The following is a 20460-nucleotide window of genomic DNA, read 5'->3' on the forward strand; positions in this document are numbered from 1 at the left end:
TTCATTCAAAAGCGGCAAATGGTAAGCCTACATAGTTTTCGGCTATAGTTGTTGCATAGGCGTTTGATACGTGTATATAATCGAATTTCGCTTTTTGTAACTGATAGGTAAACGACCCGTGTTCGTCTTGTTTATGGAAAAGCGTAGTCATGAAATTAGAAAAATCCTGCGCCCGCCAGATGCGTTTCAAGGCTATTTTAGAATAATTATCCAAGGCTTCAATGGCATTTTTCTGATAATACGCTGCCAAACCATCGGCTAAATGTTTGACATCGGCTACGGCTAAATTCAGCCCTTTCCCTCCTGTGGGTGGCACAATATGGGCCGCATCACCTGCCAGAAATAGCCGCCCTGACTGCATATTGTCAATAAAGAAACTACGCATAGGTGTAATGCTTTTCTCAAATATTGGCCCGGTTTTTAAAGTCCATCCTTCTGTGCCTAAGCGAATGGCTAATTCTTCCCAAATCCTCTCATCAGACCAGTTATCAATATTGTCGTCGTTATTGACCTGTAGATATAAACGGCTTATTTTCTCCGAACGTAAACTATGTAAAGCGAAGCCTCTTTCATGGTAGGCATAAATCAGTTCATCAGTTGAGGGAGCCACATGAGCCAGAATACCCAACCAGCTAAAGGGGTAAGTAATGGCATATTCTTTATAGGTATCAGGCGGTAAGGTTTTACGCCCTATGCCATGAAAGCCATCGCAAGCGGCCACAAAATCACAACTCAAAACACCTTCTTCTCCCTCACTTTCAAAATGAATTTTTGGGTTATTTGTCTCAAAATCTTCAATTTTCAGGGCAGGAGTTTCAAAATAAATCTGTCCTCCTCCGGCTATCCACTCATTAGTCAGGTCTTTTACTACTTCCTGTTGCCCGTAAATCGTAATATTTCTGCCGCCTGTCAATTCGCCAAAAGGTATCCTGATACGTTTCCCGTCAAAACTCAGATATACGCCATGATGTTCGTGTCCTTCTCTTAAAAGGCGGTCAGCAACGCCTAAACTTTTATAAATATCAACTGTATTCTGCTCTAATAAACCTGCCCTTACCCTTGCCTGCACATATTCACGACTCCGGTTTTCAAGAATAACCGACTTTATGCCTTGTTTTCGCAGTAATAAAGCTAATGTTAATCCTGCAGGGCCTGCCCCAATAATACCTACCTGTGTTTTAAGTATTTTCATAAACAATTCCCATTTCTTTAAATAGCTCCTGTGCTGCGGCAAAAGCCTCATTAGCTGCCGGAACTCCACAATAGACAGCCGATTGCAGCAATATTTCTTTAATTTCGGTTACAGTAACACCATTATTTATGGCCGCTCTCAAATGCAGTTTAAACTCCGGTTTTCTGTTCATGGCAATGAGCATGGCCAGCGTAATCATGCTTCGGCTATGCTTTGATAAATGAGGACGTGTCCAGATTTCGCCCCAGGCATAATTGGTAATGAACGATTGGAAATCTGTATTGAAAGAATTGATTTTTTCGTTGGCTTTGTCCACATACGCATTGCCTAATACTGTACGCCTGACGTGCATTCCTCTTGTATAGTTGGTATCTCCTACCAGAAAATCCAGTAATACCTGTGCATATTCTTTAGGGACTTCGGTACTTGATAAATGACGTGCGTGTAGGACTTTCAGATGGGCAAAAGGTATTTTATTAGCCAGATATTCTGCCTGTTCTACATTGGTTACAGGGTCTTCGTCGCCAGTAATAATCAATGTTTCTACCGAAATATTTTGTACTTTTTCTCTGAAATCGGCATCCCTGATAGCCGCACAACAACTGGTATAACCTGTAGGATTATTCCGGAGAAACATTGCTTTTGTTTCGGCTACCCGTTTAGGGCTTTGTTTTCTGAAATCATCTGTAAACCAACGTTCCATTGTTTCGTTCACAATGCTCTGCATCCCCTGCTTTGTAATGGTATCAATACGTGTATTCCAACGCTCATTATCCCCTATTTTTGCCCCTGTATTGCTCAATACAATTTTCTCAAATCTTTCAGGGTGATTCAGACCCAGCCACTGCCCGATTAATCCGCCCATTGACAGCCCACAATAATAAGCCGTTTCGATTTTCAAATCATCCATCAGGTCTATTACATCTTCTCCGAGCATTTCGATAGTATATTTTCCTGCCGGAGTCTCACTACCTCCATGCCCACGGGTATCGTATTGTAAAATTCTGAAATAAGGCAACATATAAGGAACCAGTTCGTCCCACATCATCATTTCAGAGCCTAAAGAATTAGAAAATATCAATACCGGACTATTAGGTGTGCCCTGAAGCTTATAATTTGTTTTCATAATGAATATCAGTGATTAGAAAGATTGTTTAAGAAACTGTTTCTAATATTTCATCAATAATGTCTAAACTATTACCTATGGAGTATGCAGGCATAAATAGTTCTTCCAAGTTAGGTAAATCTACAAACATTTCAGCTAAAATTTCTTTCAAATGCTTTTGTTGGGCAATTGCCTGTTTACAGGCTTTTTCTATTAGTTCGTGCGCTTGTGTCTTGCCTATTTGAGGGGCTAATGCCAAGGAAACATTCTCGGCATAAATCAATCCTTTCGTTAATTCGAGGTTCACTAACATTCTTTTTTCGTCCACTTCCAGGCCTTCTATCAACTCAATCATTCTTTCTACCGCACCACCTGTGAGTAGCATAATTTCGTTGAGTACCTCCCATTCCGAATGCCAAAGTCCGGCAGAGCGCTCATGTTCTTGCGGCATAGCAGATAAAATCGTGGCCACCAGATGAGGTAGACGGGTTGCATTTGCCAATATAGACGCACATACAACCGGATTCCGTTTGTGAGGCATGGTACTTGAGCCGCCTTTACCTTCACCCGACCCTTCTAACACCTCAGCTATCTCGGTCTGCATCAGCAGAGAAATATCTCTGGCTATTTTACCCAGGCTCCCTACCAGTATACCTAAAACACTTGCCCATTCGGCCATATTATCTCTTGCTGATTGCCACGAAAAAGCCAGGTTCAATTCTAACATTTCAGCCACCGATTGCTGTACTTCTTTTGAAAGATAAGCATTGCCGCTTCCCACCGCTCCACTGAGTTGTATAACCAATATTCTTTCTTCTACACTTTTGATACGTACCTTTGTGCGTTCGATACTCTGCAACCACAAAGCGGTTTTCAAACCAAAAGTAATCGGACGAGCCTGTTGTAAAAGTGTACGCCCTGCCATCAGTGTCTGTCTATGTTTTCTGGTCAGGTCAATCAATAATTGCGAGAGAATATCTAACTTTTCATCGAGCCAAATAATAAACTCCTGAATTTGCAGTACAGTTGCTGTATCTACTATATCCTGACTGGTGGCTCCTATATGTACATATTTTGAGGCCTCCGCATTTCTATTCTCAACAATACGGGTCAGTTGTTTCACTAACGGAATAGCTGCATTGCCGCCTTTTACGAGGTCTCCTCTGAGTTTTTCTATATCTATAAAATCGGTATGGCAGCAACTGATAATCATTTCAGCCAAATCTATAGGCATAATCCCCTGCCCTGCTTGCGCCTTTACTAATACTCCCTCTACACGAAGCATCTGTGTAATGCTTTGTGTATCAGATAAAAGCTCGTTTACTTCATCTGAATAAAAATATTGAGAATATAAGCTCATTGTATCATAAGCATTTATATATCAAAAAAAACGGTTTCGTTGTCGCCCTGCATATAGATATTCAACTCATAAATATTCCCTTTCTTCTTGGCTATTAAAGTATGACGTCTGTCTTCAGGTACTACATTCAGCACTTCGTCTTTGCTGTTCAGTTCAGTTTCATCTGAAAAATAGAGGCGGGTATAAGAATGAAGCTGCTGCCCCCGCATAAAAATAATTACTGACACATAAGGAGCTTGTCCGTTGACCGATACAGGTTTAATGGTATGAAAAATAAAACGGTTTTCGGCATCTGTGCCGGTACCAAATCGCCCGAAAAGTTGATTCTGACCATCATTCTGCCAGATTTCAATCAACGCATCAGGTATGACAACCCCTTGCCCGTCGAATACCTTACCCATAATCGTAATGGCTTCTTCGTGGTCGAGCGGATTGACCATCAGGTTGTTCGCAAGGCTTTTAAAATCATATATATATTGCTCAGGCGTAAGCCCGTAAGCAAAATAAGGACCAACGGTTTGAGACGGAGTTTGTCGCATGAGATAAACAGTTTACAGGTAATCAATCACAAGGTTTCAAAAGGTGTCTGGTTGTGTCCACGTAGCACAAAATCGAAACGATAGCCCAAAGCAAAACTGGGTTCAGTAGCACCTAAATCAAATTCACAGACAAGTAATTCTCTGCCTTTAGGAGGCACACTCAGAAACACCGGGTCATAATTCAGCAAAGGGTCACCCGGAAAATACATCTGTGTTACCAGACGATTGGTGATATTTGCCCCAAACAAAGAAAAATGGATATGGTTAGGCCGCCAGGCATTATAATGGTTCCCCCAGGGATATGCTCCTGGTTTAATGGTATAAAACTTATAATTACCATTGGCATCGGTCATGCAGCGGCCTGCGCCTAAGAAGTTCGGGTCAAGCGGTGCTTCATGCTGGTCAACTTTATGTACATAACGTCCGGCAGAATTAGCCTGCCAGATTTCAATGAGTGTATTTGGAATAGGTTGACCATTTTCGTTCATTACCTTGCCATGCACTACGATTCTTTCGCCGATAGGCTCCCCATTTTTAACCGTATTTTTTGTAAGGTCGTGGTCGAGCGGGCCTACATTAAAATCACCAAAAACAGGCCCTGTGAGTTCAGATAAAGACTGTTTAATCAATACTAATGGTTTTTGAGGTGCCCTGAATATAGTTGATTTGTATTCGGGAGTCAAATAGGCTGGCTGTACTTCCCTATCGAAAGAGTTATAGATAATCTGGCTCATGGTTGCATATTTTTAACAAATGACTCAATTTCAAAGGCGATAATATTTAATAATAACAAACTGATTTCAGGAAAAATCAACTCACTTCTTTAGAAGAAATAAACAAGGTCATTACCCCTGCACAAATGGTCGGAATAGCATAAATCAGAAAATTAACACTTAATGATAAGCCCATACCAATCAGAATACCCCCAACAGCAGGGCCAACAATGCCCCCAAGCCGACCAATGCCGATGGCCCAACCTACACCGGTGGTTCTGAATTCAGTAGGATACATACGAGCTGCTACGGCATATAAGCCTACAAATCCGCCTTGTATGCCAAAACCTAACAAACCAAATATGTAGAGAATGGCATCAGAGCCAATAAATAGTTTGAAAATAGCCATTAAAACACCCGTCAGAATCAGTATAGCTCCTATTGTTTTTTTAAGCCCGTATTTGCTTGAAAAATAGCCTTGTGTCATGATTCCGAACCAGGCACCAACATTAAATACTGTTGCCGTATAAATGGCTAATTTCATAGATAAACCTGCGTTTGTAGCTAATTTGGGTATCCAGCTTGTGAGGAAATACAAAGTAGCAAAAGCAAAAAATAAAGCTATCCATAATTGAAAACTCGGAAGTCTGAATTCTTTACTCATCAATGACTGAATAGAGGTTTTAGGTAAATCGGTCGATTTAACAGGCATTGCTTCAATACTTTCAAAACCCATTTTTAAAAGAATAGCATTTATTTTTGTCAAGGCGCTTTTGGGCTGCTTTTTGAGATAAAAATCTAAAGACTCGGTCAGGAAAAAATAGATAAGGGGTAAAGATATGATAGTAATGATTCCGGCAATCTGAAACATACTTTGCCAACCGTCCTGCACAATGATTTTGCCTGAGGCAAGTCCTGACAGCACAGCGCCTATCGGATAACCGGATATAACAAAGCTCACCCAGAAGTCTTTGGTTTTGTGTGGGGTATATTCTGCAGCCAATGCAGCTGTACTTGCCAGCATACATCCGATTCCTAAACCACTAATAAACCTGAATATGACTAACCAATAGATAGAAGTAGCAAATGAAGTCAGATAAACAGTTGCACCCATCAGTGCGGCACTGATAATTATCATGTTCTTGCGGCCAATACTATCAGCAACGGGTGCCAGAAACAAAGCCCCGAATGTCATACCGAATAAGCCTGAACTGAATACCACCCCCAACGCCTGTGGACTTATGCCCCAGTTCTGAGAAATAGCAGGTGCCGCATAAGAAATAATCAGTACATCCATGCCATCGAGCATGTTCATAAAAAAACAGACGATAAGTGTAGTATACTGTAACCGGGAAAGCGGTGAGTTGTCAATCAGATTTTTGGTGTTGAATAACATAGTGAGAGTGGTTGAATAAGCTGATAGATTTTTACTTTACTTTCCAGACCTGAATAGCTACATTATCAGGATTCCGTAATGCTTTACAGATAAAAATAGCGTTATTCAGCCACTCATATTTACTGCCTTTAGGTGCCTCAAACTTCGGAATAGCTCTGAAATAATATTCTGATGGACTCACCTGTTCGCCTTTGGCAATGCGTGCAGCTACTTCAGGACTTGCCGCTCTTATACCCGTATTTTTGATGTAGATAATTACGCCATCATCTGTTTTCATCTGATAATGGGCTTCCAGTTCAGCCACGCCGTCGCTTCTTACAATTTGCCAGTCAGCACCTCCATTCAATATTTCAGCTTTGATGGCAGGCCCTTCAACCGTACCACCCACGATAGGAATAATACGACGGACTCCATGCGGAGTTTCTCCTACTACCATAGCAGGATTCAGTTTTACTTTGAGTTCGCAAACAAATTCTAATTGTGGGGCTTCCGGTACAGACTGTGCGTAGCTATTGAACAAACATAAGAGGAAGAGGAATAAGCTAAGGCAAACTTTTTTCATGAGATTAATAATAATTAGGTGGTGTCAGATGGTAAATTATTTCAACCCTAAAAGCCGGATTGCATTTTCCTTTAAAATTAATGGTTTTACCTCCGGTTTAAAACCTGCTTCATCAAAATCTTTTATCCATCTTTCGGGTGTAATTAAAGGGAAGTCTGTTCCAAAGAGCATTCTGTCTTTTAGTAAGGTGTTTGCATAGTGTACCAATTGTTTTGGAAAATACTTAGGCGACCATCCGCTTAAATCAATATACACATTAGGCTTGTGCATAGCAACCGAAAGGGCTTCATCTTGCCAGGGCCAGCTTGGGTGAGCAATAATAATCGGACAGTCAGGAAAGTCGATGGCTACATCATCTAAGTGCATCGGGTTAGAATACTCCAAACGCAAGCCTCCGCCTCCTCGTACCCCACTACCAAACCCCGAATGACCCGAATGAAAAAGCATCGGCAACTTATATTCGGCAATGACTTCGTATAAATGATACGCCATTTTATCTTGCGGGTAAAAGCCTTGTACGGTTGGATGAAACTTGAAGCCTTTAACCCCGTAATTCTCAATCAAATCACGGGCTTCTCTGGCACCCATTCTGCCTTTGTGGGGGTCAATACTGGCAAAGGCAATCATTACATCCGGGTTTTTTAAGGCGCCCTCTGCCACCTCTTTATTGGGTATTCTTCGTTTGCCTACATTAAACTCTGAGTCAACGGTAAACATTACAAAAGCCATATTCAACTCCCGATAATAGTCGGCGGTTTCCTGAATTGTCGGACGCTTGTCAGATTTGAAATATTTGGCAAAAGCCACATCAAATTCAGGCCGATAATCATCATGCGGCTGCTGACAGGATACCTCAGCATGCGTGTGGACATCTATGGCAACTATTTTGTTAATGTCTATCATTGTTCTCAAAAACTTTAAAGCCTGCTATCGTAAAAACTCCGTGGTAAAAAAAATTACTCCATAAAACCAGCTTTAGCCTTTACTCCGGTTTTTGTCCAGTTTCTTAACTCATCAAAGGCTAAGGCTATTTGCTGAGGAGAGAAAACACAATGTCCTTGCCCTTTGGTATATCTTACTGTAAAATACTGGTCTTTACCTTTCTGATGCACCATATTTTCAAAGTTCACTACGCCATAAGTTGGGGGTATCAACTGGTCATAAATAGTATGTACCAATAATACAGGTTTGTTGATATTGCCTGAGCGGTCATATTTGCTAAAAACTATATCAGGGTTTACTGTGGCTGCCAATCGTTCAGCCTTCTGATTTACCAGTAAATTGTCAGGGAATCCCGAATAAACTGTGTTTGTATTATCAAACGGATTGCCTCCTGCTTTTTGGGCAATATCCCGTAAGACATTCTCATTGAAAAACAGCGAGAAAGGCAAATCATCTAACTTCAAATCAAAGCGTTTGGCAAAGGCGAGTGCCAGCACAGAATCTTTAGCCATAATCGCTTTTTTTATTTCCATTGCCTTACTCATCATCTTTCTCGAATCCTGTGCCTGATAAGGGTTTTTCAAATCAAAAATGGTATGCAAGGAGGTAGCAACGCCTGGAAACAAGCCATTAAAAGTAGCATACATATCAAACTCTTTTCGGCATTGCAGATAGATTCTGCTCGAAAGCGGACAAAGCGGCAAAGCCCCGTGATAATTGGCATCAAAGTTTTCCATAATAGCCAAAGTAACCCCGCCCCCCATTGAGCCCCCTACCATAAAAGTAGAATCGGGCTTACCATATTTATCGAAGAAATATTTGCGTAACGCTTCTGTATCATCTACTCCCTGAGCCAAAGCCAGTCCCTGAAACTGATAGTCAGAAGCGGCCACGGCAAAACCTCTTTCTAAAAAAGGACTCATAGATTTGAGGAACTGAGGGTTTTTGCTTTGCAATGGGCTACCATTAAACTCATAGCCATGTGCATACATCACTAATTTCCCCTTCCAATTTGGTGGAAAAAGGACTCTATACCTCGCACCGTTGATACTACCCGAATCAATCTTCGAAATATTTTGTCCCAAAGATACAACGCTAGTAAAAAGAATCAGAAAAATGGTGGTTCTCATATGAAGTAGTTAAGGTTAAATTATTTCTTTGCTTTCTTCATTTCCTTCTCAAAAAAGGCTATCATCTGGTTGTAATATTTATCAATCATTACCCCCGGTCCGTGGCCACCTCCGGCAATAATTACCAGTTCGCTTGGCACTCCCTCTTTCTGTAGTTTTTCATAGAGTTTTTTGCTCTGGCAGTCTGGCACTAAAGGGTCTTTATCACCATGAAAAATCAGGAATGGCGGATTGTTTTTATTGACATAGCTGATAGGATTAGCCAAAGCAACTTTGGCGGCATTTTCCTGAATTGCTCCGCCAATCAATGAGGATTCTGGCGATTTGGCTTCATTGTGGGCAAACGAACTGCCACATTGGTCCATAATTAAAAAATCAGTAGGTCCAAACCAATCTACAATGGCATTTACACGACTACTCTGGTCGGTATATTTACCTAAATTTCCCTCAATATCCACATCAAGCGCACCGATTTTATCTGTTTTAGTTCCGTTGGTTGTCCCTGTCAAGGCAGTCAGGTGTCCACCAGACGACCAACCTGTTACGCCAATAAAAGAATTATCTAAAGAAAATTTCTGACTATTGGCTCTAATGAAACGTATAGCGGCTTTTATATCCTGAATCTGGGCAGGGAATTTGGCATCATCGCTCGAACGATGGTTGACATTGACAACGGCAAAGCCACTTTCTAATAATTTCTGCCCTAACCCTTCTGTAAATACTGCTTCTTTAGCTGAATTTGAAAACCAGGCACTACCATAAATAGCAATAATAACCGGATAAGGAGTTTTCCCGGTTTTAGGCAAATGAATATCTAACCTATGCCCAATAATTCTATCTCCTACATAATCAATATCCAGCCAATACTTCGATGAAGAAATGGCGGTCTTTTCTGCATCTATCTCTTTCGATTGTGCCCATATCTGTGTAGAAATGAGCATGAGAAGAATGATTTTTTTCATATCTGTTATCAAAAAACATTAGCTACTATGAATTTCAGCGAATGAATTTGCCGTCTAAGATAACAAATGAACATTTGTTATCTTAGCCACTGACTGCAATGGTGGGCGTTTCATTCGATGAATATATGGTAAATATGCTCCATACTCTATGCCATTTCCCTTGTGCGCCATGCCCTCTGCTCAAGCCTCTCCCCAAACTTTAATGGCTGTGTTTACCACTAATTCAATTTTGCGCCATTGGTCGTGGTGGGTCATATCATTGCCATGATGCGTAGAGGAGAAACCACATTGCGGACTTACACACATATTTTCTAAAGGCATATATTGCGCAGCTTCATCAATACGTTTGCATAAATCATCTATTTGCTCCAATTCTTTGTATTTTGATGAAACAATACCTAAAACTACATTTTTGTTTGCAGGCACAAAACGCAAAGGAGCAAAATCTCCACTGCGTTCATCATCATATTCTAAGAAATACGCATCTACATTAATTTCGTTGAACAAAATTTCAGCTACAGGCTCATATCCGCCTTCGGCAAACCATGTGCTTCGGTAATTTCCTCTGCAAAGGTGTATGCCTACGGTTAAATCTTTGGGACGACCATCAATGACCGAATTAATTAAAGCAGCATAGGTTCTTGGAAGTGCATTGGGGTCTTCCCCTCTTTCTGCAGCAGCGGCACGCATTTTAGGGTCGCACAGATAAGCCAGATTGGTATCGTCTAATTGCAGATAGCGTAGCCCTGACTTGTATAAATGGTCTATTTCTTCACGATAAGCTGTGGCTAAATCATGGAAGAATTCATCCATATCTGGATATGAATTAATATCTATTGATTTTCTGCCCCCTCTGAAATGAATCATGGTTGGCGATGGAATAGTAACCTTTGGCGTTTGGGTAACGATTGATTTCAAGTAATTAAAATCATCAACCTGAATATCTTTTACGTGCTTTAGTTTACCTGTTACACTCAATACAGGCGGTTTAAAACCATCTTCTGCTACTTTAGCATTCGGGTTGGCCTCTATGCCACCTGTTACTGAAACACCTGCTAACTCTTTCAGAAAATCGAGGTGAAAATAATCCCGGCGAAACTCACCATCGGTAATGGATTTCATACCTGTTGATTCCAGTTTCTTTACAGTTTCCAGTATAGCGGCATCTTCAATGGCACGCAGTTCTTCGGCAGAAATCTCACCTTTTTTCCACTTTAAACGATTTTCTTTTACTGCCGGAGTACGTAATAAGCTACCCACATGGTCGGCTCTGAAAGGAGGGTTCATTCGTATTAAGTTTTATTTATGTTGAATATTTACTGATACAATTGTTCTACTAAATAAGCTCTGTGTTTCAGCACAATACGCTGATTCAAAGAGCCTTTGTCGGTAATTTCTCCCAAATCAATTGAGGGTGGGTCTAAGGCTACCACTATTTTCTCAACCCTGTTAGAACTACCTGTAGCTGCCTGGTTAATCCTGTCAAGAAACTTATCCAGATAGTCTGAGATAGCCTCGTGCTGATAAACGGCCTGGTTGGTAATTTCTGCCGATAGATTAGCTAACTTTCTACACGCTTCAGCATTCAGAAACAGAATAGCACTTACATATTCTTTATCTAAACCAGCCAGTACTACATCCTGAACGATGGGAGAACCCGCCGAAATCAGCCTGGCTTTTAGTACCCCTACATTTACCCAGGTACCTGTAGATAGCTTGAAATCTTCGGCTATGCGCCCATCAAACAGCAAGCCTTTATCAGGCTGGTTTTCATCTACAAACTTTACGGCATCTCCGGTCTTATAATAGCCTTCTTCGTCAAAGGCTTTCAGCGTTGCTTCCTCGTTACGCCAATAGCCGCGCATTACATTCGGAGCTTTATAGCGGGCTTCGAGTTTATCGCCATCAGGCACTATTTTCACATCCATACCTGCCACCGGAACGCCTAAAAGCCCGGAAAATGCACCGCCCCAATTGGCAAACATCGCCGATGGCCCCGATTCAGTACAACCCAATCCCGTAATAATAGGTATCCGTTCTCCGATGGTTTCAACAGCCAGTTCTTCCAACCGATTCCATACAGGTTGCGCCAGACTTGCCCCTGCATAAAAAAGCATATGCAGATTTTTAAAGAAATTCTGTCTTAACTCCGGCTCTTTTTCTAAATAGGGTATGAGCATTTCAAAACCTTTCGGCACATTGAAATATGCCGTAGGTGCTATTTCTCTTAAATTCTGAATTGTGGTTTCAATGCCTTGTGGGGTTGGTTTGCCATCATCAATATAGAGTGTGCCGCCATTATATAAGGCTAATCCGAAATTATGATTTCCGCCAAATGTATGATTCCAGGGCAACCAATCTATAAAAACAGGAGGGGTAGTTGCCATAAACGGGAAAACCTGTGTAATCTGTTGCAAGTTAGTACACCACATCTGTTGGGTATTAATTACACCTTTAGGCAAGCCCGTAGAGCCTGAAGTAAACAGTACTTTGGCTACAGTATCGCTATTAACTTTAGCAAAAGCCGCTTCTACCTCTTCTGTTGCTTTTGTGTCCAATAAATGGGCAAAATCAATTCCATTATTCCCCTCGCCTGTTATAATTTCAGCATCAGGGCATAAAGTTTTTGCTAATGCTAATGCCTTTTGATAGTATAAGCCATTTTGCGCAAAAATGACTTTAGGCGTCATTAATTCCAAACAATGCTTTAGCTTACTAAAGTCTTGCGAAATCAAAGAATAGGGTGGCGAAACAGGCGAATAAGGAATGCCTGTATGGAGAGCCGCTAAGGCCAAAAGAGCGTGTTCAAGACTATTCTCTGAGAGAATAACAAGAGTCTCTTCATTGGTAAAATTCAGGTTTAACAGATATTGAGCAATAGATTGTACTTTATTCAAAGTTTCTATATACGATAATTTCTGCCATTGCCCTGTTTTATCTCTACGTGCCAGAAAAGTTTTATCAGGTGTTTTCTCTGCCCATTCCATCAGTTTCTGCGTCAGTTTTTCAGGAACAGGTCCTAAAAGCTGTTGCAAGCGAAAATGGATAATCCCATCTTCCCGTACAGTCTTGTGTGTATGGGTTGGGCCGAAAGCAATATTTTTATAACCTGCCTGCATTATTGACCTACTTTTTTTGCTCTACCTTCTAAAAAATCATTCAGTCGTTGCTTGGCCTCGGGTGAACTTTGCGCAATAGCGGCCATCAGGCTTTCAAGCATTAAGCCTTCGGTTTGTGAAGCGTCTGCTATTCTTGGCAATACGTGCATAAGGGCATAATTGGTCATTTCGGCATTTTTAGCTATTTTCTGTGCTAATTCCTTCCCTTTTGTTAAGCCCTTACCAGATTCTACAAGATATTGTGCCAAACCAATCCGTTCGCCTTCTTCAGCTTTATAGACTCTTCCTGTCAGCATCATATCTGTCATACGAGCTACGCCTATCAGTTTAGGTAACCTCACCGAGGCACCTCCTCCTACAAAAATTCCTCGTTGCCCCTCCGGTAAAGCATAAAAAGTACTTGGTTCTGATACACGGATATGGCAAGCCGCCGCTAATTCTAAACCGCCTCCTACTACGGCACCGTGCAACACAGCAATAACCGGAGCAGTGCCAAACTGCACTTTATCTAAGGCTCGATGCCACATACGTGAATGATGAATACCTTGCACGGCATTTCGTTCTTTCAATTCTGATAAATCAAGCCCTGCTGAAAAGTGGTCTCCAATACCATAAATGACTACACAACGAATAGAAGGCGGTAAGTTTTCAAACACTTTTTCGATTCCTAAAATCAATTCATCGTTAAAAGCATTGCGTTTTTCGGGTCGGTTTAAGCCTACCATCAGAATTTCGCCCTGAATCTCAACTTGTAATGTTTGAGGCAGAAAAGAATGAAAGATTTCTTTGTACACACTATCTGTTATTTATACAATTATATATAGGAATTTTACCATACAAATTTGAATAAATATAGCACCAAATTATAGGCAGGAAAAAGCTGATACTATGCAAAATCAATCTTTTAACTGACGATACCCGCGTGGAGTCATGTTTGTTTTGGATTTAAAGAAACGGCTGAAATCGCTTGGGTCAAATCCGCCTAACTTGAAAGCTATTTCACCTATACTCATAGAAGTTTGTTTCAATAATACTTTGGCCTCTAAAATCCGCATATCTTCCAAGAGTTCGTGCGCCGATTTACCAATAGTAGCTTTTACACATTTATGCAGATGATTGGGAGAAACAGAGAGATATTCGGAAAACTCCTGCACTGATTTTTTTTCATAGATAAATTCTGATAAGGCATTTTTGTAACGCTGGGTAATAAAGGTAGCTGCATTTTTGGCATTTTGTTGTGCAGGTGGTGCCAGATGTTTTAATTCGGAAAACAGTGTCATCAGATACATCGGAATTAAATCGAAGCGTTCATTATCATTTCTGCCGTATTCTTTCTCCAATATTTCTAACAGGGTAATAATACGCTCCTGTTCCCGAACTTCTACCAAAGGGTCTCCAGTAAACTGAAAAAAGGGGAAATCTTTGGCAATATCGGCTTTGATAAAAGGCTGGTTAAAGATTTCCGGCAAAAAGTGGCAATAGAAGCCCTCGGTATCTTCGTCAACTGTTTCTAAAGACGTGATTTCATTGGCAGGTAGGCAAAAGAAATTATTCGGTTTTACCTCATAAAAAGTAAGTCCTTTGCTCCTGACAGCCAATCCTTTGGTAATAAAAATAAAGAAATAGACTGACCTACGATGAGGCTGTAACGGAATACGCATATGGGTTTTGTAACTCTCTACCCGTGCGATATGAAATTTGTCATAAAAACCCGATACCATCGGCTTCCAGTCAGCAAAGATATAATCATCAAACTGAGACGGATTTAGTAAAGGAACCGGAGATGTATTTCTTTTTTCCATAGTATAGCAAAAATAGATGGAATTCAGATACAAACCACCTAAACTAAGAAATGTAAAATGCAGTAGTCGTTGCTGTAAAACTGATAATATTTAAAAGGAAAAGAAATTATGCCTGAATAGGATTTTTTTGCCAAGATTTTTAAAGTGTTATTCTTTTCAATGGCACTTATTACCAATCTACTACAACATTGGGGATTTTTTTCCACTATTCTCTCTACCAATCAATCTGTCATAATCAAAACCTCTGCTTACCTCACAGTATATATAAAATATATAAGCCCGTATTTTGTGTCTATTTCTATTCCTTAATGGGCTATTTTACAATCTGCTTGGCATACTTTTTTAGCCTTATGAGTCATAAAAAGGGCTTTGAGAAAAAATAAACGCAAATTTTCAGGCCAAAATTTATGTCATACTAAAATAAAACACACAATCTCATGAAAGTTTTTGTTAAACCTCTGATTATGTTTTTTGCCGTTACTTCATTAGCTTCCTGCGTCGCAAAAAAGAAGTATGTAGCACTACAGGCTGAACACGACCGTGTACAGGCTAACTTAGTAAAATGCGGCGATGAAGTACAAGACTACAAAGACCGTCTGGCTAATCTACAAAGAACATCAGACACGCAAATCGCAACAGCCCAAACTACCATTCAACAACGTGACCAACAGTTGAGTGATATGAAAGACCAGTTAAACGACTTGAAAAAAGTACGTGACCGTCAGTTAGAGCAAGTAGGCGATTTAACAGTATTATCTAAAGCCGCTAATAGTAACATTGATAATACACTGTCGCAAATGGCGCAAAAAGACCAATATATCAATCGGCTTCATGCTGCCAGAACCAAAGCTGACTCTATGAACTTAGCTTTAGCGTTTAATTTGACCCGTGTATTAAAAGATGGTATTGAAGACAAAGACATTGAAGTAAAAGTTGACAAAACTGTGGTAATGATTAACATTTCTGATAAAATGTTATTCAGCAGTGGTAGCTTCAAGATTTCTCCAAGAGCAAACGAAGTATTAGGTAAAATTGCACAGATTATCCAGTCAAGACCAGAGCTTGAAGTAATGGTTGAAGGCTATACTGATAATGTAGCTATTAAAAACGAGTGTATTTCAGATAACTGGGATTTAAGTGTGAAACGTGCCACTTCGGTAGTACGTACACTACAAGGACAATTCAAAGTTGACCCTAATAAACTGATTGCAGCGGGTCGTGGAGAATTTAATACATTAACAAGCAATGATACAGCCGAAGGACGTTCAACTAATCGTCGGACCCGTATCATCTTAATGCCAAAATTGAATCAATTCTATGATTTATTAAGTGCTAATAAATAATCAGAATAGATTTAATAGACGAAACAGAGTTACTCAGGTAGCTCTGTTTTTTTGTGGTTATACAAATCTGAAAACTCTATCTGGAAAATATTTATTAACTTTACTTACTTTCTATCACCACAAATGCAAGGAGAATTAGTTAAGCTCAGACCAGCAACTCTACAAGACCGTAGGCAGATTTTTGAATGGCTGACACAATCTGATTTGACTCCTTCTATGCTTGGCCCGCCCCATTTTCCGGAAAATCCTGCTCCGACCTGGGAAGAATTCATCAATGATTATTACGACTATTTTTTTGATGGCTCTCAACCCGAATCAGGTCGTTGCTTTATTATTCAATCAGGAAATACGCCTATCGGTCAGGTAAATTACAATGATATAGAAGAAGATAAATCAGGGGTTCGCTATACTGAATTAGATATATGGCTGGCAGGTCGTGAATACACCAATAAAGGTTATGGCACCGATGCCTTAAAAACTTTATGCAATTTCTTACACAAAGATTTAGGCTGCAAAAAATTCATCATTGCCCCTGCCCGACAAAATATCGGCGCAGTAAAAGCCTATCAAAAAGCAGGTTTTGCAGAAACTACCGTGCCTCCACTACATTTTGTACCTGACTATGCAGATACTATTGTCATGATTAAGAAGATAGATTAATACTTTTTAATACTTTTCATCTTCCGTTAATTTTATACATTTGTCATAGCCCTCACCGCACTTCTCTTACATTTCTTCAATAAAACTAAACTGTATGAAAAGATACCTGATTCTGACATGGTTGCTTGCTCTAACTGTTGCATCAGCCATAGCACAAAACAAAGCCGAAAAACTCGAAGAAGTTATGATGGCTTATCATCAATTCAATATGTTCGATGGCAGTGTACTGGTAGCAGAAAACGGAAAGGTTATTTACACAGGAGCTTTCGGCATGGCTAATCGTGAGTGGGATATTCCGAATACTACTGATACCAAATTCATGATTGGTTCGGTATCGAAGCCATTGACAGCCATGCTCATGCTGATACAGGTACAAAAAGGTTTAGTCAGCCTTGATAAAACTATCTCAGATTATCTGCCCGAATTTTCGAAGAAAAATGGTAGCCGCATTACTATCCGTCAATTGTTGAGCCATTCTTCCGGCATGCCTAATTATGATATTATCAAAGATTTCTTCCCAAAGGTCAGCCGGCAATACTATACCAGAGAAGAGTATATCAAACTCTATATGGACTCTACCCTTGTTTTTGAGCCGGGTAAGAGTTACTATTATAGTAGCTGGGGTTATTATACCTTGGGCTATATCATGGAAAAAGTAACAGGCAAAAGCTATGCTCAATTGATGAAAGAAGATATTTTTGATAAACTGCAAATGAATAGTTCGGGTTCGTATTATCACACGCAGATTGTACCAAAAAGAGCTACCGGATACGACTATATTATCGGAGGCTATACAAGTAATGATTTCAGAGACCAATCTAATACAATGGGCACAGGAGATATTTATTCAACTGTCGAAGACCTCTTCAAATTTCATATAGGTATCAGTAACAATGCCTTACTTAATCAACCATTGACTGATGAAATGTTTAAGCCGGGCATACGCCCCTGGCGATATGGTTTTGGGTGGTTCAATCAGCAATTCAGATATACGCCTAAAGACAGTGTATTTGCCAACTACCATCTGGGCATGACAGAAGGTTTTCTTTCGTTTTTTATCCGTATTCCCTCAACCAATAGTCTGGTGGTATTTTTATGCAATAGTTCTCCAACCCATTTCTTTGGCATTACCCAAAGTTTGTTGCGAGTACTTCATAACAAACCTGTATCACTAAAACACCCTGCTCATAAAGCGATGGAGACGGTTATTGCTACCAAAGGCACCGCCAAGGCGGTAGAAGCCTATCAGGTTTACAAAAAAGACACGGCTAATTATTATATAGACTGGCTGGCAATGGACCAATTGGGTAATCAGCTATTTACTTCTCAACGGTATAATGATGCTCTTCTGATTTTTGAAAACAATGCCCGTGAGTTCCCGCAACGGGATTTAGTACTCATCAGCCTTGCCAAAACCTATGAAATATTAAAGCGTAAAAAAGAAGCCATTGACTATTATAAAAAGGCAATAGCTGCCAATCCGAATAATGAAGAACCGAAGAACCGATTAAAAGAACTGGAGCGACAGCCTTAATTGCATGATGGGTAAAATGAGGGTATAGCAAAAAATAATTGTCTTATTTATGCAACGCACAAAAGTTTTTCTGCATCTTATTGACAACTGTATCAAAATTACTGATTTCAAACTATACTTAATTTATGAAAAAGCTACTCTCATTACTCATTCTCGGACTATCAACTGTTACTATTTCTTTCGCACAAGACAAAGAAACACCTTATTTAGTAAAAACCTATCAATCGTCTGAAGTACAAAACCTAAACGTACGTACCTCGGGTGGTGGCATTACCGTAACAGGCCAGCCGGGCAACGAAACCCGTGTAGAAGTATATATCAGACCTAATAACTGGAACGGCGGTACAATAAGCAAAGCCGAAATAGAAGAACGTCTGGAAGACTATGAATTAAGTGTAAAAAAAGAAGGAGGCACCGTCTATTGTTTAGCCAAAAGAAAACGTGATAGTGGCTGGAATGACTGGAAAAAATCATTGAACATTACTTTCAAAATTTATTCGCCTGAAAAAGTTTCAACCGACTTGCAAACCAGTGGTGGCGGTATCAATCTGAAAAACCTGACCGGAAATTTAGATTTTACTACCAGTGGTGGTGGTTTGAAATTAGCGAATCTGGGCGGCAACATCAAAGGCAGAACCTCGGGGGGTGGTATTGATTTGACGGGCTGCCGTGATATAATTGATTTATCGACCAGTGGTGGTGGCATTGGTGCTGATAACTGCAAAGGCGATATCAGACTAAGCACTTCAGGTGGTGGTTTACGTTTAAAAGGGCTTGATGGTACTATTAAAGCGACAACCAGTGGTGGCGGTGTAAGAGCAGAAGAAATCAGTGGTGAGTTAATTACTTCAACTTCAGGTGGGTCTATTCATCTGGAAGACATCAGAGCCAGTGTAAGAGCCTCAACCAGTGGTGGTGGTATTGATGCAGATATTAAATCATTCGGTAAGTACCTTTCTTTATCAACCAGCGCAGGTAGTATCAGAGTAACCATGCCTATGGATAAAGGCTTAGACCTTGATTTAGACGGTAACCGTGTACGTGTACCGGAAATCAAAAATTTCAGCGGAAGAATCGAAAAAGACCGTGTGAAAGGTTCAGTAAACGGTGGTGGTATTCCGGTAACGATGGATGCTAACTCTGGTAGTGTAAATATTAACGAATAATCTTGTGGGGCGAACGTCCCGTTCGCTTTTACTATTTATAGTTTTAGTAATAGAACTGATACGAACTGCGAACGAGTGGTTCGCCACGCGGACGTTCGCTCCACAATACAAATAACAAAAACATGAAAAAACTACTTATTTTCTTCTTATGTGCAGGTATTATCAGCACAGCATCAGCTCAAAAAGAAGTTTCAGCAAAAACTATTTTTGATGCCATTGATAAAGGACAGACCGTTAATTATGATGGCGTAACCATCACAGGCACATTAGACCTGACGGAACTATCTAATAAAAAACGTATCAAACAAAGCAAAGGCTACGACGAATACAAAAGCACAGTAGAAGTACCTGTTTCTTTCAAAAATTGTACTTTTAAAGATGATTTTATTGCTTATAAAAACAATGAAGATAAAAGAGGTGACAGGAATTGGAGTATTAGTATGGGTGATGGTGAAACCTATACTACCGATTTTGAAAAGAGCGTAGTTTTTGAAAACTGTATTTTTGAAGGCAAAAGTGAATTTAAATATTCTGACTTTGCAGAGAAAGCTTCTTTTGCCGGAACCAAATTTGGTAAAGAAGCTAATTTCAAATATGCCGATTTCAAAAGAGAGTCAAACTTTGCGAATTGCAATTTTAATGAATACGCCAATTTCAAGTATTCAAACTTCAAGTATGATGCTGATTTTTATAGTGTAGCTTTCAGAGATTATGCCGATTTTAAATATGCCAATTTCAATGAGCGTGTAACTTTCAAAGGAGCTTCTTTCAATCAGCACGCCGATTTCAAATATGCCGAATTTAAAGATTCAGGTAATTTTGATAATACAAAATTCAAAGGCGGGATTGATATGAAATACTCGAACGGCAAAAAATACATGAACTGACAGCACTTTTTTTATAACCCTGACCCCTTGTCCGAAGGCGTACAAATC

At 40.0% G+C, this 20460-nt stretch carries 19 protein-coding genes; 5 read left to right on the forward strand and 14 right to left on the reverse strand.

Annotated elements, in window-relative coordinates; genetic code table 11:
- Position 1: 1 nt before the first annotated feature.
- The 14 genes from EWM59_RS16320 to EWM59_RS16385 form a co-directional block, all read right to left on the reverse strand.
- Positions 2-1192: a 4-hydroxybenzoate 3-monooxygenase gene (locus EWM59_RS16320; RefSeq protein WP_130022297.1), complete on the reverse strand. Its 1191-nt coding sequence runs from the start codon at positions 1190-1192 to the stop codon at positions 2-4.
- Positions 1179-2318, reverse strand: coding sequence for a bifunctional 3-oxoadipate enol-lactonase/4-carboxymuconolactone decarboxylase PcaDC (pcaDC, locus tag EWM59_RS16325; RefSeq protein WP_130022298.1), 1140 nt, complete (start codon positions 2316-2318; stop codon positions 1179-1181). The genes EWM59_RS16320 and pcaDC overlap by 14 nt, the downstream gene beginning before the upstream one ends.
- 28 nt (positions 2319-2346) lie before the next feature.
- Positions 2347-3657, reverse strand: a complete 1311-nt coding sequence (gene pcaB / locus EWM59_RS16330; protein ID WP_130022299.1) for a 3-carboxy-cis,cis-muconate cycloisomerase — start codon at positions 3655-3657, stop codon at positions 2347-2349.
- A 14-nt stretch (positions 3658-3671) separates the two neighbouring features.
- Positions 3672-4196, reverse strand: a complete 525-nt coding sequence (gene pcaG / locus EWM59_RS16335) for a protocatechuate 3,4-dioxygenase subunit alpha (protein ID WP_130022300.1) — start codon at positions 4194-4196, stop codon at positions 3672-3674.
- Between the two features lie 26 nt (positions 4197-4222).
- Positions 4223-4930: a protocatechuate 3,4-dioxygenase subunit beta gene (gene pcaH, locus EWM59_RS16340; protein WP_130022301.1), complete on the reverse strand. Its 708-nt coding sequence runs from the start codon at positions 4928-4930 to the stop codon at positions 4223-4225.
- 76 nt (positions 4931-5006) lie between these two features.
- Positions 5007-6305 carry an MFS transporter gene (locus EWM59_RS16345; protein WP_130022302.1) on the reverse strand — a complete coding sequence of 433 codons (1299 nt, stop codon included), beginning with the start codon at positions 6303-6305 and terminating at the stop codon, positions 5007-5009.
- 31 nt (positions 6306-6336) lie between these two features.
- Positions 6337-6867, reverse strand: a complete 531-nt coding sequence (locus tag EWM59_RS16350; protein WP_130022303.1) for a DUF3237 domain-containing protein — start codon at positions 6865-6867, stop codon at positions 6337-6339.
- Positions 6868-6903: 36 nt separating this feature from the next.
- A complete protein-coding gene (locus tag EWM59_RS16355; RefSeq protein WP_207219999.1) occupies positions 6904-7770 on the reverse strand; it encodes an amidohydrolase family protein in 867 nt (288 codons plus the stop codon).
- Between the two features lie 53 nt (positions 7771-7823).
- The gene (locus EWM59_RS16360; protein WP_130022304.1) at positions 7824-8939 is read right to left on the reverse strand and encodes an alpha/beta hydrolase; all 1116 of its coding nucleotides are present in this window, start codon (positions 8937-8939) and stop codon (positions 7824-7826) included.
- Positions 8940-8959: 20 nt separating this feature from the next.
- A complete protein-coding gene (locus tag EWM59_RS16365) occupies positions 8960-9901 on the reverse strand; it encodes an alpha/beta hydrolase (protein ID WP_130022305.1) in 942 nt (313 codons plus the stop codon).
- A gap of 180 nt (positions 9902-10081) precedes the next feature.
- Entirely contained in the window at positions 10082-11188 is a 1107-nt protein-coding gene (locus EWM59_RS16370) for a 5-methyltetrahydropteroyltriglutamate--homocysteine S-methyltransferase (protein WP_130022306.1), read from the reverse strand.
- A 29-nt stretch (positions 11189-11217) separates the two neighbouring features.
- Entirely contained in the window at positions 11218-13020 is a 1803-nt protein-coding gene (locus tag EWM59_RS16375) for a feruloyl-CoA synthase (protein WP_130022307.1), read from the reverse strand.
- A complete protein-coding gene (locus EWM59_RS16380) occupies positions 13020-13814 on the reverse strand; it encodes a crotonase/enoyl-CoA hydratase family protein (protein ID WP_262709282.1) in 795 nt (264 codons plus the stop codon). The genes EWM59_RS16375 and EWM59_RS16380 overlap by 1 nt, the downstream gene beginning before the upstream one ends.
- Before the next feature lie 102 nt (positions 13815-13916).
- Positions 13917-14822, reverse strand: coding sequence for a helix-turn-helix domain-containing protein (locus EWM59_RS16385; protein WP_130022308.1), 906 nt, complete (start codon positions 14820-14822; stop codon positions 13917-13919).
- A gap of 437 nt (positions 14823-15259) precedes the next feature.
- Here EWM59_RS16385 and EWM59_RS16390 point away from each other — a divergent pair, with 437 nt between their 5' ends.
- The 5 genes from EWM59_RS16390 to EWM59_RS16410 all read left to right on the forward strand — a co-directional run bounded on the left by EWM59_RS16390 (position 15260) and on the right by EWM59_RS16410 (position 20412).
- Positions 15260-16165, forward strand: a complete 906-nt coding sequence (locus EWM59_RS16390; protein ID WP_130022309.1) for an OmpA/MotB family protein — start codon at positions 15260-15262, stop codon at positions 16163-16165.
- Positions 16166-16288: 123 nt separating this feature from the next.
- On the forward strand, positions 16289-16825 hold the full coding sequence (locus tag EWM59_RS16395) for a GNAT family N-acetyltransferase (protein ID WP_130022310.1): 537 nt from the start codon (positions 16289-16291) through the stop codon (positions 16823-16825).
- A 94-nt stretch (positions 16826-16919) separates the two neighbouring features.
- On the forward strand, positions 16920-18359 hold the full coding sequence (locus tag EWM59_RS16400) for a serine hydrolase (RefSeq protein ID WP_130022311.1): 1440 nt from the start codon (positions 16920-16922) through the stop codon (positions 18357-18359).
- A gap of 125 nt (positions 18360-18484) precedes the next feature.
- Complete coding sequence (locus EWM59_RS16405) at positions 18485-19525, forward strand: DUF4097 family beta strand repeat-containing protein (RefSeq protein WP_130022312.1); 1041 nt, start codon at positions 18485-18487, stop codon at positions 19523-19525.
- Between the two features lie 122 nt (positions 19526-19647).
- Positions 19648-20412 (forward strand): pentapeptide repeat-containing protein, encoded by a 765-nt coding sequence (locus tag EWM59_RS16410; RefSeq protein WP_130022313.1) that lies wholly within the window; start codon positions 19648-19650, stop codon positions 20410-20412.
- Positions 20413-20460: the final 48 nt, after the last annotated feature.

Source organism: Emticicia agri, assembly GCF_004168285.1.
Taxonomy (GTDB): Bacteria; Bacteroidota; Bacteroidia; order Cytophagales; family Spirosomataceae; genus Emticicia; species Emticicia agri.

What these genes read in the sequence shown, in the direction of transcription:
- EWM59_RS16320 (WP_130022297.1), bottom strand. Translation starts at nt 1,192, where the DNA reads ATGAAAATACTTAAAACACAGGTAGGTATTATTGGGGCAGGCCCTGCA.
- pcaDC (WP_130022298.1), bottom strand. Translation starts at nt 2,318, where the DNA reads ATGAAAACAAATTATAAGCTTCAGGGCACACCTAATAGTCCGGTATTG.
- pcaB (WP_130022299.1), bottom strand. Translation starts at nt 3,657, where the DNA reads ATGAGCTTATATTCTCAATATTTTTATTCAGATGAAGTAAACGAGCTT.
- pcaG (WP_130022300.1), bottom strand. Translation starts at nt 4,196, where the DNA reads ATGCGACAAACTCCGTCTCAAACCGTTGGTCCTTATTTTGCTTACGGG.
- pcaH (WP_130022301.1), bottom strand. Translation starts at nt 4,930, where the DNA reads ATGAGCCAGATTATCTATAACTCTTTCGATAGGGAAGTACAGCCAGCC.
- EWM59_RS16345 (WP_130022302.1), bottom strand. Translation starts at nt 6,305, where the DNA reads ATGTTATTCAACACCAAAAATCTGATTGACAACTCACCGCTTTCCCGG.
- EWM59_RS16350 (WP_130022303.1), bottom strand. Translation starts at nt 6,867, where the DNA reads ATGAAAAAAGTTTGCCTTAGCTTATTCCTCTTCCTCTTATGTTTGTTC.
- EWM59_RS16355 (WP_207219999.1), bottom strand. Translation starts at nt 7,770, where the DNA reads ATGATAGACATTAACAAAATAGTTGCCATAGATGTCCACACGCATGCT.
- EWM59_RS16360 (WP_130022304.1), bottom strand. Translation starts at nt 8,939, where the DNA reads ATGAGAACCACCATTTTTCTGATTCTTTTTACTAGCGTTGTATCTTTG.
- EWM59_RS16365 (WP_130022305.1), bottom strand. Translation starts at nt 9,901, where the DNA reads ATGAAAAAAATCATTCTTCTCATGCTCATTTCTACACAGATATGGGCA.
- EWM59_RS16370 (WP_130022306.1), bottom strand. Translation starts at nt 11,188, where the DNA reads ATGAACCCTCCTTTCAGAGCCGACCATGTGGGTAGCTTATTACGTACT.
- EWM59_RS16375 (WP_130022307.1), bottom strand. Translation starts at nt 13,020, where the DNA reads ATGCAGGCAGGTTATAAAAATATTGCTTTCGGCCCAACCCATACACAC.
- EWM59_RS16385 (WP_130022308.1), bottom strand. Translation starts at nt 14,822, where the DNA reads ATGGAAAAAAGAAATACATCTCCGGTTCCTTTACTAAATCCGTCTCAG.
- EWM59_RS16390 (WP_130022309.1), top strand. Translation starts at nt 15,260, where the DNA reads ATGAAAGTTTTTGTTAAACCTCTGATTATGTTTTTTGCCGTTACTTCA.
- EWM59_RS16395 (WP_130022310.1), top strand. Translation starts at nt 16,289, where the DNA reads ATGCAAGGAGAATTAGTTAAGCTCAGACCAGCAACTCTACAAGACCGT.
- EWM59_RS16400 (WP_130022311.1), top strand. Translation starts at nt 16,920, where the DNA reads ATGAAAAGATACCTGATTCTGACATGGTTGCTTGCTCTAACTGTTGCA.
- EWM59_RS16405 (WP_130022312.1), top strand. Translation starts at nt 18,485, where the DNA reads ATGAAAAAGCTACTCTCATTACTCATTCTCGGACTATCAACTGTTACT.
- EWM59_RS16410 (WP_130022313.1), top strand. Translation starts at nt 19,648, where the DNA reads ATGAAAAAACTACTTATTTTCTTCTTATGTGCAGGTATTATCAGCACA.